The organism is Lysobacter lycopersici (assembly GCF_007556775.1).
GTDB classification, from domain to species: Bacteria; Pseudomonadota; Gammaproteobacteria; order Xanthomonadales; family Xanthomonadaceae; genus Pseudoluteimonas; species Pseudoluteimonas lycopersici.
Genome location: NZ_CP041742.1, coordinates 2,201,217 through 2,213,091 on the forward strand (window position 1 = coordinate 2,201,217; position 11,875 = coordinate 2,213,091).

Sequence of the window (11,875 nt, forward strand, 5' to 3'; positions counted from 1 at the left end):
CCGGCCGGTCAAAGGATTGTCGAACTGTCGAACGTGGGCAAATGCCACGCCGCTTGCAGTCGCGAGTATTCGTTTTCGGGCAGCAACACGAACGCGGGATGCGCGTCGTCGCGCAACCACGCGAGCAGGCTGCGCAACGCATCTTCCGGCATCGAGGTGCAACCGGCGGTCGGTGCGCCCGGCGCGCGCTGCACATGGGCGAAGATGCAGCTGCCACCCTGCGGTGTCGCCTGTGCGTTGTGTTCGATCACGAAACCAACCTTGTACAGGTCGTCGGGCTTGGCTTGCAGATCGCGGCGCATCGGTTCGCTGGCCTGGTCGAGGCCCGGCGCCTTCGCCAGGCTGCGGTCGACGATGCGGTTGTACAGCGGCGAATCCGGCACGTCGATGCACCAGTCGTTGGCCTGCATGGCCTTGTAGGCGAGGCCGGTCGAAAGTTGCGGTGCATAACCGAACGCGGTGCCGATGGCGAACACGCCGGCCGGTGCGCGGCCGTCGCCCTCGCGTTTCACCGGGCCGGCGTCCTGGTCGCGCGCGTCGTGCAGGCCCAGGCCCCAGCCGGCGCCGCTGCGACCGACGTTCACCGTGAGCGGCTGCGTGGTTTCGCGCCAGCCCTCGCCCTCGCGTTCGAACGCGCGCAGCGTGCCGGTGGGCGAATCCCAATCCGCGGTCGTGACCACGATCATTTGCCGGGCGTTGTCCCAGGGATTCGCCTGCGGCGCCGCGGTCGAGGCGCAGGCGGCGAGCGGCAGGAGCAGGGCGGCGAGGGCGAAGCGGAATCGGCTCATGTGCCGATGGTAGCCGAGCCCGCGCTCAATGCGCGCCGGTCGGCAGCGGGGCGAGCGGGTGCACGATCGAAGTCATGCGGGCTAAGTAGTCGTGGCCGGCATCGAACTGCAGCGGCAGCAGCGGCGTCACCGACACGCCGTTGAGCGGGATCCGCCGCAGCGTGCCGCCTTCGCGCACCGAAACGCCCTGCACGTCGTGGATCACCCACGGTTCGCCGTGTTCGAAACCGACCACCATCAACACATGGCCGGGGATGTAGACGAGGTCGCCGACCTGCAGCGCCGCCACCGCGCGCATGCGATCCGCGCGAGATGCCGTGTCGTCGAACGATTGATGCGCAAACACCGAGCTCCTGGCCTGGTCGCCGGTGTTGCGCGGCATGCGCACGCCGAAGGTGGCGAACACGTCGGAGAGGAAACCGCTGCAATCGCGGCCGTCGTAATCGTGGCCCCAGCCGTAGCGTTCGCCCAGCAGCTTGAACGCCTGCCGCAACAGGTTGGCACGGCTCAGGGCGAGATCGCCAACGCGCACGTCGCTGCCGCGCGGGATCAGTGCGGGAACGAGTTGCAGTCGGCCGTTCGCATCGCGTTTCGGCAACTGCACGACCCACGCCGCGTAGGCCGCCTGTCCCGAGACCGCTTCATCGCGCGGCCAGTCGGCGAGCAGCGGCAGGTGCACGCCCATGTCCAGCGGCAGTTGCGACAGCGCGGGGCGCGACGGATCGAATGCGGTGCGCACATCGTCGCCGGTGATCACCAGTTGTGGTTGTCGCGTGGCGTATCCGAGGACTTGATCGCGCGTACCTTCCGCCAGCGCGTCGGCGGCGATCCACGCCGCGTAGTTCGGCGCGACCACGAAGCGCCAGCGGCCGTCGCGGCCGGCATGCAGCACCGCCACCGGCGTGCCGGGGAACAGCGCGCTTTCCTGGAAGCGGTCGATGTCGACGTCGCCGGGTTTCGAGAACACGTGCTGCATCGTCGGGAAGGTGCGCAGCGATGCGCGATGCACGACCAGCGCGAAGTTCACGCCCGTGCGATCCGGAATCGCATCCAGCGCGAGCGCGTCCCGCAATGCCGCGATTTCGTCCGGGGTCAACGCATGGCCGTCTTCGGCATAGAGCGTTCGCGTCGGCGGCGCGGACCGTTGTTCGATCATCGCGCGCAGCTCGTCGCGATCCAGCGAAGCGGGCAGGGCGGCGAGGTCGTGCCAGCTTGGTTCCAACTTCGGCAAGGCGGCGTTGCGCGCGGCGATGGCGCCGGCGTCGAGGATCACGCGTTCGGCATCGGGCAACTTCGCGATCCAGTAGGCCGCATCGAGCTGCGCGGGCGCGACCGGCAGCGCATCGCCCGCGAACGCCGATCCCGTCGCCAGCGACAAGGTGAGCAGCAAAGTCGCGAAGGTCGCTCGCAAAACCGGCATGGCTGCATTCCGGTGGAAAGCCGCAGCATACTATCCGTGTTCCGACGTCCGGGAATCCGCATGCGCCTCTTCCTGCTTCCGCTGCTCGCATTCGCCGCGACCGCTTGCGCGGCCACCCCGGTGGACGTCGCGACTCCCGCGCCCGCGAGGCCGACGGTGCAGGTCTCGCCGGCGACCACGGCGGAGCAGGCCGGCCTCGTCGATGTCGCCACGCTCGCGCCCGACATCCGCGTGGAAATGCGCTACGCCGGCAGCGACAACTTCACCGGCGCGGTCGTGCCCGGTTACGAAGCCAGGAAATGCCTGCTGCTGGAGCCGGCGGCCGAGGCGCTCGCGAAAGTGCAGGCCGACCTACGTTCGCAAGATCTCTCGCTCACGATTTTCGACTGCTACCGGCCGGTGCGCGCGGTGCATGCCTTCGTCGACTGGGCGCACCACCTGTCCGACCAGCGCACCAAGGCCGAACACTATCCGAACGTCGACAAGTCCACCTTGCTCGGACCCTACATCGCCGAAACCTCGGGCCACAGCCGCGGCGCGACCGTCGATCTCGGCATCATTCGCTGCAAGCAACGTTACGATGAAGCTCTCTGCGATCCCTTGGATATGGGCGCGGATTTCGACCTCTTCGATCCTCGTGCCAACACGGATTCGCCCGCGATCACCGAAGCGCAGCGCGCGAATCGCCAGCTGCTGCTCGATGCGATGAAACAACGCGGCTTCGTGAACTATCCGATGGAATGGTGGCACTTCACCTTCAAGCCGGAGCCGACCCCGACCACCGCCTACGACGTGCCGGTGAAATGAGCATCAAGCTGGTCGGATTCGACGCCGACGACACCCTGTGGAAAAGCGAGGACTACTACCGCGACGCGCAGGCGCGGTTCGAACACATCGTCGCCAGCTACGTGGACCTGGACGATGTCGGCGAGCGCATGTTCGCGATCGAAAAGCGCAACCTGGCGCTGTTCGGCTATGGCGCCAAGGGCATGACCCTGTCGATGCTGGAAGCGGCGGTGGCGATCACCGAGGCGCGCATCAGCGCCGCCGACCTGCACCGCATCATCGAACTCGGCAAGGGGATCCTGCGGCATCCTGTGGCGCTGATTCCCGGCATCCGCGAAGCCGTCGCCGACATCGCCGCCGATTTCCCGGTCGTGCTCGTCACCAAGGGCGATCTGTTCCACCAGGAAGCGAAGGTGCGCGAATCCGGCCTCGCCGATGCGTTCGGCCGCATCGAGATCGTGAGCGAGAAGGACGCGAAGACCTACGCGCGCCTGTTCCGCGAATTCGAAGTCGAGCCGCGCGAATTCCTGATGGTCGGCAATTCGCTGCGTTCGGACATCGTGCCGGTGCTCGCGCTCGGCGGCTGGGGCGTGCACATGCCCTACCACGTGACCTGGGCGCACGAGCAGGACGCCGGTGGCGTGCCGGATCCGGCGCGCTTCCGCGAAGTCGCGAATGCATCGGAATTGCCCGCCGCGGTGCGTGAACTCGCCGGCGCGGCTCAGTCCGCGTTCACCTCGCCGAACGCGCGCTGATCGCACGCCGCCAGCGGCCCGGAAAATTCCCCGCCGGTTCATCGCCGCGCCGCGAAGCTGCGCCTGTCCCGCGTGGGACATCCGACCAAGGACGAGGTGCGCCATGAAGGCACTGAACAAGATTTCCCGATTCCTCGCACCATCCGCGCTCGCCATCGCGCTGGGCGTGGGTTTCTCCGTGCCGGCCGCGCCGGTCCATGCCCAGGACGATCTGACGCGCGCGATCGTGGATATCGCCGACGTGGTGTTCCGCGCCGGCGTGCCGTACTACCGCTACGGCGACTACGGTCGCTACGATCGACTCGTGGTGCAAAGCGATCGCTACGGTCGCCCGGTGTATTACCGCTACGTGCCGGTCCGTGTTTCCGCTTACCCGGGCGCGCCGCACGGCAACGCCTACGGTTACCGCGGCAGGGACGACGACCGTTATTACCGCGACGTCGACTGCAACAAGCACGGCAAATGCAAGGTCACTTATTACGACGGCCGCCACGACCGGCGCCATGACGGCCGCTGGTGGGATGGCCATCGCTGGCACGACGACGACTGATCGCCGGTCGACCCATTGAAGCGACAACGTGAACGGCGCCTGTGGGTGCCGTTCGCTTTCATGCGAATCACGCTCGCGAAACGGGCTTGCGCGGTAAGCTCGGGGCAATATCCATGGAGCCAACCGCCATGCGCCTGCCTGCTTCCCGACAGTTTGTTTCCTGCCTGCTTGCCGCCATGCTCGTCGCGGCCGTGCCCAACGCGCGCGCCGCCGGTCCGGTCGACTGCAAATTGCACTTCAACATGTCGGGCTGGTCCGCGTTCTACAAGACGCTGTCCGGCTCGGGCACGGTCAGTTGCGACAACGGCCAGCGCATGTCCGTGTCCATCCGCAGCAAGGGTGGCGGCCTGACCTTCGGCAAGAGCCGGATCGAGAACGGCGTCGGCGAATTCTCAGGCGTGCACGACATCCACGACCTGCTCGGCACCTATGCTTCGGCCGAAGCCCACGCCGGCGCGGTCAAGTCCGCATCCGCACAGGTGGTGACCAAGGGCGACATCTCGCTGGCGCTGTCGGGCAAGGGCGAAGGCTGGGATCTCGGCGTCGCCTTCGGCAACTTCATCATCAGCGCGCGCTGACATCGCGCGCCGCGGGGCAGGTCAGCCTGCGGCGACCTGCTCGCGCGGCACACGCACCACGCCTTCCATCAATACGCGCGCCGAACGCGACATCACCGCCTTGGTCGCGAGCCACTGGCCGTCGACCTGCTTCACCTCGGCGCCGACGCGCAAAGTGCCGGAGGGGTGGCCGAAGCGCACGACGTCGCGGGTGCCGCCACCGGCCGCGGCGTTGACGATCGTGCCCGGCACCGCCGCCGCCGTCGCGATCGCGACCGACGCGGTACCCATCATCGCGTGGTGCAGCTTGCCCATCGAGATCGCGCGCGCGAGCAGGTCGATGTCGGTCGCGCCCACCGGCTTGCCGCTCGACGAAACGTAATCCTTCGGCGGTGCGACGAAGGCGACCTTGGGTGTCAACGGCCGCTTCGCGGCTTCGGCGACGTCGCCAATCAGGCCCATGCGCACCGCGCCGGCGGCGCGGATCGCTTCCAGCTTCGCCAGCAGCGCCGCGTCGTCGTTGATCGCCGGCTGCAGTTCGCTGCCATCGAGGCCGAGCGCCGCGGCATCGAGGAACACCACCGGCACGCCGGAATTGATCAGCGTGGCGCGCACCGTGCCGACGCCGGCGACCTCGAACTCGTCCACGACATTCCCGGTCGGGAACATCGCGCTGCCGTCCTCGCCCTCGTCGGCGGGATCGAGGAATTCCAGCGCGATTTCGGCGGCGGGGAAGGTCACGCCATCGAGTTCGAAATCGCCGGTTTCCTGCACCTCGCCGTTCGCCATCGGCACGTGCGCAACGATCGTCTTGCCGATGTTCGCCTGCCAGATGCGCACCGTCGCGATGCCGTCGCGCGGCAGGCGCGCGGGATCGATGAAGCCGTTCGCGATCGCGAACGGCCCGACCGCCGACGACAGGTTGCCGCAGTTGCCGCTCCAGTCGATGAAGTCGCCGTCGATCGGCACCTGGCCGTAGAGGTAATCGACATCGTGATCCGCCACCGACGGCGGCGAAATGATCACCACCTTGCTGGTGCTCGAGGTCGCGCCGCCCATGCCGTCGGTGTGCTTGCCGTAGGGATCGGGCGAACCGATCACGCGCACCAGCAGCGCGTCGCGCGCCTTGCCGGGTTGTTGCGCGAAATCCGGCAGGTCCTGCAGGCGGAAGAACACGCCCTTGGACGTGCCACCGCGCATGTAGGTGCCGGGGATCTTCAGTTGCGGTTTGAAATCCATGTCACGCCGCCTTGTTCGCCGCGAGGAAATCCTGGGCGAAGCGCTGCAGCACGCCGCCTGCTTCGTAGATCGAGACTTCCTCGTCCGAATCCAGCCGGCACAGCACCGGCACCTCGACGATGCCGCCGTCGCGGCGATGGATCACCAGCGTCAGCATCGCGCCGGGGGCGGGCGTGCCGGCGACATCGAAAGTCTCCGTGCCGTCGATCCCGAGCGTGTTGCGGTTCACGCCCATCTGGAACTGCAGCGGCAGCACGCCCATGCCGATCAGGTTGGTGCGGTGGATGCGTTCGAAGCCCTCGGCCGCGATCGCTTCCACCCCGGCGAGGCGCACGCCCTTCGCCGCCCAGTCGCGCGACGAGCCTTGCCCGTAATCCGCGCCGGCGATGATGATCAGCGGCTGCTTGCGCTGCATGTAGGTTTCGATCGCTTCCCACATGCGCATGGTCTTGCCTTCCGGTTCGACCCGCGCCAGCGAACCCTGCTTCACGCTGCCGTCCTCGTTGCGCACCATTTCGTTGAGCAGTTTCGGATTCGCGAACGTCGCGCGCTGCGCAGTCAGATGGTCGCCGCGATGCGTCGCGTAGGAATTGAAGTCCTCTTCCGGCAGGCCCATCTTCGCCAGGTATTCGCCGGCGGCGCTGCTGGCGAGAATCGCGTTCGACGGCGACAGGTGATCGGTGGTGATGTTGTCGCCGAGCACCGCTAGCGGGCGCATGCCGCTCAGCGTGCGTTCGCCGGCCAGCGCGCCTTCCCAGTACGGCGGGCGGCGGATGTAGGTGCTCATCGCGCGCCAGTCGTACAGCGGATTGGCGTTGCCGCCGTGCTCGACGCGCACGTTGAACATCGGGCCGTAGACCTTGCGGAACTGTTCGGGTTTCACGTTCGCGCGCACCACCGCGTCGATTTCCTCGTCGCTCGGCCAGAGGTCCTTAAGTCGAATCTCGTTGCCCTGCGCGTCGCGGCCGAGCACGTCCTTCTCGATGTCGAAACGCACGGTGCCGGCGATGGCGTAGGCGATCACCAGCGGCGGCGAGGCGAGGAAGGCCTGCTTCGCATACGGATGGATGCGGCCGTCGAAGTTGCGGTTGCCGCTGAGCACCGCGGTTGCGTACAGGTCGCGATCGATGATTTCCCGCTGGATGTCGGGATCCAGCGCGCCGCTCATGCCGTTGCAGGTGGTGCAGGCGAAACCGACGATGCCGAAGCCGAGTTTTTCCAGCTCGGGAAGAAGCTTCGCTTCCTCGAGGTAGGATTGAACGACCTTCGATCCCGGCGCCAGCGAAGTCTTGACCCACGGTTTGCGGGTCAGGCCCTTCGCGTTCGCGTTGCGCGCCAGCAGGCCGGCGGCGATCACGTTGCGCGGGTTCGAGGTATTCGTGCAGCTGGTGATCGCGGCGATGATCACCGCACCGTCGGGCATCAGGCCGGCCATTTCCTCGGCCTTGCCGTGTTCGAGCTTGGCTTCGTCGGCGATGCCACGTTCCTGCAGATCGCTGACCGGCAAGCGGCGATGCGGATTCGATGGCCCGGCCATGTTGCGCACGACGCTCGACAGGTCGAAATGCAGCGTGCGTTCGTACTGCGCGTCGGCGAGGTCGCCAGCCCACAGGCCGGCGGCCTTGGCGTAGGTTTCGACCAATGCGATTTGCGCGTCTTCGCGGCCCGTCAATCTCAGGTAATCGAGCGTGTTGTCGTCGATGAAGAACATCGCCGCGGTCGCGCCGTATTCGGGCGCCATGTTGCTGATCGTCGCGCGGTCGCCGATGGTCAGCGCGGAAGCGCCTTCGCCGCGGAATTCGAGGTAGGCGCCGACGACTTTTTCCTTGCGCAGGAATTCGGTCAGCGCCAGCACGATGTCGGTGGCGGTGATGCCCGGCTGCGGCTTGCCGGAAAGTTCCACCGCGACCATGTCCGGCGTGCGCATCCACGAAGCGCGGCCGAGCATCACGTTCTCCGCTTCCAGCCCGCCGACGCCGACCGCGATCACGCCCAGCGCATCGACGTGGGGCGTGTGCGAATCGGTACCGACGCAGGTATCGGGGAAGGCGACGCCGTCGTCCACGTAGATCACCGGCGACATCTTCTCCAGGTTGATCTGGTGCATGATCCCGTTGCCGGGCGGGATCACGTCGACGTTGCGGAACGCCTGTTTCGTCCAGTCGATGAAGTGGAAGCGATCGGCGTTGCGCCGGTCCTCGATCGCGCGGTTCTCCGCGAACGCATCCGGATCGAAACCGCCGCATTCCACCGCCAGCGAGTGGTCGACGATCAGCTGCACCGGCACGACCGGATTCACCGCCGCCGGATCGCCGCCCTGGTCCGCGATCGCATCGCGCAAGCCGGCGAGGTCGACCAATGCGGTCTGGCCGAGGATGTCGTGGCAGACCACGCGCGCCGGGAACCACGGGAAGTCGAGGTCGCGGCGGCGTTCGATCAATTGCGCGAGGTAGGCATCGCGCATCGCTGGATCGGCGCGGCGCACGATGTTCTCGGCATGCACGCGCGCGACGTAGGGCAGGCCGGCCCAGGCGCCGGGCCGGATCGCCTCGACCGCGGCGCGGGCGTCGATCCAGTCGAGCTTGGTGCTGGGGAGCGGTTTGCGGAATTCATTGTTCATCCGCCGATTTTACGCCTTTGCAGGCCGCTAAAATGGCGACATGCCTTCCGTTTCGCCCGCCATCGCCGCCGATGCGTTGCGCCTCTCCGTCGCGCCGATGATGGACTGGACCGATTCCCATTGCCGCGCGTTCCACCGTGTGCTGGCGCCGCATGCGCGGCTGTACACGGAAATGGTGCATGCGAACGCGGTGATCCATGGCGACCGTGCGCGATTGCTGGCGATGGATCCGTCCGAACATCCGGTGGCGCTGCAACTCGGCGGCAGCGAGCCCGGGCTGCTGGCGCAAGCCGCGCGGATCGGCGCCGATGCCGGCTTCGACGAGATCAACCTCAATTGCGGCTGCCCGTCCGATCGGGTGCAGGCCGGACGCTTTGGCGCCTGCCTGATGCGCGAACCGCAACTGGTTGCCGAATCGGTCGCGGCGATGATCGAAGCCTGCAATGTCCCGGTCACGGTGAAATGCCGGCTCGGCGTCGACGACGACCACGAATGGAACCGTTTCCTCGCCTTCATCGACGCGATCGCCGATGCCGGTTGCCGCATGTTCGTGGTGCATGCGCGGAATGCGTGGTTGCAGGGCCTGTCGCCGAAGGAGAACCGCGAGGTGCCGCCGCTGCGCTACGACTGGGCTTATCGCCTGAAAGCCGAACGCCCAGAGTTGCAGGTCGTGGTCAACGGCGGGATCGCCGATGCGGTCGAAGCGCGCGCGCATCTGGACCGCGTCGATGGCGCCATGCTCGGTCGCGCGGCCTACCACACGCCGTATCTGCTGCACGAACTCGACGTCGCGTGGTTCGGTGGCGAGTTGCAATCTCGCGGAGGCCTTCTTCGTGCGTACCGGCCTTATATCGAAGCGCAACTCGAACGCGGCGTGCAGCTCAAGCACATCGTGCGCCACGTGCTCGGCCTGTTTTCCGGCCAGCCGGGCGGACGCGGGTTCCGGCAGGTGCTGAGCGAAGGCGCGCACAAGCCCGGCGCAGGCTGGTCGCTGGTGGAGCGCGCGCTGGCGTTGACCGAACGTGAGCGGGAAGCGGCGTGATCACGCGCGATATCGACGCTTTCTTCGCCTTCGCGCGCGATGTCGCGCCGGATTTCGGCCCGGCCACGGCGCGCGCCGCGTTCCTGGTCGCGCCGGACGGATTCCGCCTCGCCGAACAGTCGGCGCGGGACAATGTCTATATGGCCGGGGAAAGCGCATTCGATGCGCAACGTGCTTCGATGCAGCATCGCGAATTGCAGCGCGCGATTTCGTCCGTCATTCCGACGGTCTGTTTCGCCGGCGACCCGGATACGCCCGACGCGGTGTTCCCCAACAACGTATTCGGCACCGCAGCCGGTCGCACCATCATCGGCCGAATGCGTCACGAAGTCCGCCAGCGTGAAGCCGCTCGCAAGGACATCCGCGGCTTCTTCGGCGGCGTGCTCGACTACGCCGAGATCGACCTGTCGCAACAGCCGCACGCCTGCGAGCTCACCGGCGCATTGGTCGTCGATCGCGCGCGCGGACTCGGTTATTGCGGCCTGTCCGAGCGTTGCGACGAAGTCGGCGCGCGGCTGATGCACGAGGCCTTCGGCCTGCGCGCGAGCCTGCTGTTCGACCTCGCGCCGGGCGAGTACCACACCAACGTGGTGCTGGCGGTGCTGGCCGGGCGCGCCGCGGTGGTGTGTCCGCGCGGTTTCGCCGATCCGGAAATCGCCGCGTCCATCGCGGCGTTCCATGCGCCGCACGCCGTGGTTTGCGACGAAGCCGAGCATGCGGCCTTCGTCGGCAACTGCATCGCGCTGTCCGGCGATACGGCCTGGATGAGCGCGAAGGCTGACGCGGCGCTGTCGCCGGCGCATCGCGCACGGCTGGCGGCGGCGGGTTTCCGGGTCGAATCGGTGGCGCTGGACGCGATCGAAGCCGGCGGCGGTTCGCTGCGTTGCTGTATCGGCGAGGTGTATTGACCGCGGTTTCCGGCCGAATTAAGGACGGATTCACCGCCTCGTTCCGAGAATGCGCGCCACACCCGTCATTTGCCGGCATCCGCCGTTTGCGTACCCTTTGCCCATGACCTGCAAGTCCGTCGCCGTCGCGTTCGTCCTGCCGCTGGCCCTCGGCCTGGCGGCGAACGCGTGGGCGGGCCCGCGCGGCGGCCAGGGCGGCAATGGCCACCGTCCGGCGCCGCAGCAGCAGGCGACGCCCTTCGTCGGGCCCGAGCGCGGCAAGGGTCGCGACGAACTGTCCGACAGCGTGCGCCGGGTCGAACGCGATACCCGCGGCCGCGTGCTCAGCGCCGAGCGGGTGCCGTACGATGGCCGCGACGTCAACCGCATCAAGGTAGTGGACCAGTCCGGCCGCGTGCGCGTGATCATGGACGATCCGGACAAGCAGCCGTCCCCGCCGCCTGCACGCGACGACGACAACTGACGCATCATCCTGATGTTGCCGGCCGCGCTGCGGCCATCCTGCCCCGGAGCCCTGCATGCGAATCCTGCTCGTCGAAGACGAAGCCCCGCTGCGCGAAACCCTGGCCGCGCGCCTGAAGCGCGAAGGCTATGCGGTGGATGCCGCGCAGGACGGCGAGGAAGGCCTGTACATGGGCCGCGAAGTGCCGTTCGACGTCGGCATCATCGACCTCGGCCTGCCGAAGATGTCGGGCATGGACCTGATCAAGGCGCTGCGCGACGAAGGCAGGAAGTTCCCGGTGCTGATCCTCACCGCGCGTTCGAGCTGGCAGGACAAGGTCGACGGCCTCAAGCAAGGCGCCGACGATTACCTGGTGAAGCCCTTCCACGTCGAGGAACTGCTGGCACGCATCCACGCGCTAGTGCGCCGCGCCGCGGGCTGGAGCAAGCCGACGCTCGAATGCGGGCCGGTGATGCTCGACCTCGCGGCGCAGACGGTGAGCGTCAACGGCAGCAACGTCGACCTGACCAGCTACGAGTACAAGGTGCTCGAGTACCTGATGATGCACGCCGGCGAACTGGTGTCGAAGGCCGACCTGACCGAGCACATCTACCAGCAGGACTTCGACCGCGATTCGAACGTGCTCGAGGTCTTCATCGGCCGCCTGCGCAAGAAGCTCGATCCCGACGGCGCGTTGAAGCCGATCGAGACCGTGCGCGGCCGCGGCTACCGCTTCGCGATTCCGCGCACGGGCGAGGGCTGACCGGC

General features: G+C 67.4%; 12 protein-coding genes. 8 read left to right on the plus strand and 4 right to left on the minus strand.

Translation table 11 applies throughout. The features are described from left to right. Positions 1 to 8 precede the first annotated feature (8 nt). Together FNZ56_RS10870 and FNZ56_RS10875 are read right to left on the minus strand one after the other, a co-directional pair. Positions 9 to 788 carry a L,D-transpeptidase family protein gene (locus FNZ56_RS10870; RefSeq protein WP_246064586.1) on the minus strand — a complete coding sequence of 260 codons (780 nt, stop codon included), beginning with the start codon at positions 786 to 788 and terminating at the stop codon, positions 9 to 11. A 25-nt stretch (positions 789 to 813) separates the two neighbouring features. Continuing rightward, positions 814 to 2,208 (minus strand): SH3 domain-containing protein, encoded by a 1,395-nt coding sequence (locus tag FNZ56_RS10875; protein WP_143879856.1) that lies wholly within the window; start codon positions 2,206 to 2,208, stop codon positions 814 to 816. Positions 2,209 to 2,268: 60 nt separating this feature from the next. On the opposite strand from FNZ56_RS10875, the gene FNZ56_RS10880 reads away from it, so the two are divergent. The 4 genes from FNZ56_RS10880 to FNZ56_RS10895 all read left to right on the plus strand — a co-directional run bounded on the left by FNZ56_RS10880 (position 2,269) and on the right by FNZ56_RS10895 (position 4,877). Then, a complete protein-coding gene (locus tag FNZ56_RS10880) occupies positions 2,269 to 3,015 on the plus strand; it encodes a M15 family metallopeptidase (RefSeq protein ID WP_143879857.1) in 747 nt (248 codons plus the stop codon). After that, the gene (locus FNZ56_RS10885) at positions 3,012 to 3,749 is read left to right on the plus strand and encodes an HAD family hydrolase (RefSeq protein WP_143879858.1); all 738 of its coding nucleotides are present in this window, start codon (positions 3,012 to 3,014) and stop codon (positions 3,747 to 3,749) included. Before FNZ56_RS10880 ends, FNZ56_RS10885 begins: the two co-directional genes overlap by 4 nt. 103 nt (positions 3,750 to 3,852) lie before the next feature. Further along, complete coding sequence (locus FNZ56_RS10890; protein WP_143879859.1) at positions 3,853 to 4,299, plus strand: DUF4148 domain-containing protein; 447 nt, start codon at positions 3,853 to 3,855, stop codon at positions 4,297 to 4,299. A gap of 128 nt (positions 4,300 to 4,427) precedes the next feature. Then, positions 4,428 to 4,877: a hypothetical protein gene (locus FNZ56_RS10895; protein WP_185970835.1), complete on the plus strand. Its 450-nt coding sequence runs from the start codon at positions 4,428 to 4,430 to the stop codon at positions 4,875 to 4,877. Positions 4,878 to 4,898: 21 nt separating this feature from the next. On the opposite strand, the gene prpF is transcribed toward FNZ56_RS10895, so the two are convergent. Beyond that, the gene (gene prpF / locus FNZ56_RS10900; RefSeq protein WP_143879861.1) at positions 4,899 to 6,095 is read right to left on the minus strand and encodes a 2-methylaconitate cis-trans isomerase PrpF; all 1,197 of its coding nucleotides are present in this window, start codon (positions 6,093 to 6,095) and stop codon (positions 4,899 to 4,901) included. 1 nt (position 6,096) lies between these two features. Next, positions 6,097 to 8,715: a Fe/S-dependent 2-methylisocitrate dehydratase AcnD gene (gene acnD, locus FNZ56_RS10905; protein ID WP_143879862.1), complete on the minus strand. Its 2,619-nt coding sequence runs from the start codon at positions 8,713 to 8,715 to the stop codon at positions 6,097 to 6,099. Between the two features lie 40 nt (positions 8,716 to 8,755). Between acnD and dusA the strand changes: the two genes are divergently transcribed. From dusA to FNZ56_RS10925, 4 genes are all read left to right on the plus strand, one after another. Continuing rightward, complete coding sequence (gene dusA, locus FNZ56_RS10910) at positions 8,756 to 9,757, plus strand: tRNA dihydrouridine(20/20a) synthase DusA (RefSeq protein ID WP_143879863.1); 1,002 nt, start codon at positions 8,756 to 8,758, stop codon at positions 9,755 to 9,757. After that, positions 9,754 to 10,665 (plus strand): arginine deiminase-related protein, encoded by a 912-nt coding sequence (locus tag FNZ56_RS10915; protein ID WP_143879864.1) that lies wholly within the window; start codon positions 9,754 to 9,756, stop codon positions 10,663 to 10,665. Before dusA ends, FNZ56_RS10915 begins: the two co-directional genes overlap by 4 nt. Before the next feature lie 103 nt (positions 10,666 to 10,768). After that, the gene (locus FNZ56_RS13075; protein WP_143879865.1) at positions 10,769 to 11,128 is read left to right on the plus strand and encodes a hypothetical protein; all 360 of its coding nucleotides are present in this window, start codon (positions 10,769 to 10,771) and stop codon (positions 11,126 to 11,128) included. A 55-nt stretch (positions 11,129 to 11,183) separates the two neighbouring features. Then, complete coding sequence (locus tag FNZ56_RS10925; protein ID WP_143879866.1) at positions 11,184 to 11,870, plus strand: response regulator transcription factor; 687 nt, start codon at positions 11,184 to 11,186, stop codon at positions 11,868 to 11,870. Positions 11,871 to 11,875: the final 5 nt, after the last annotated feature.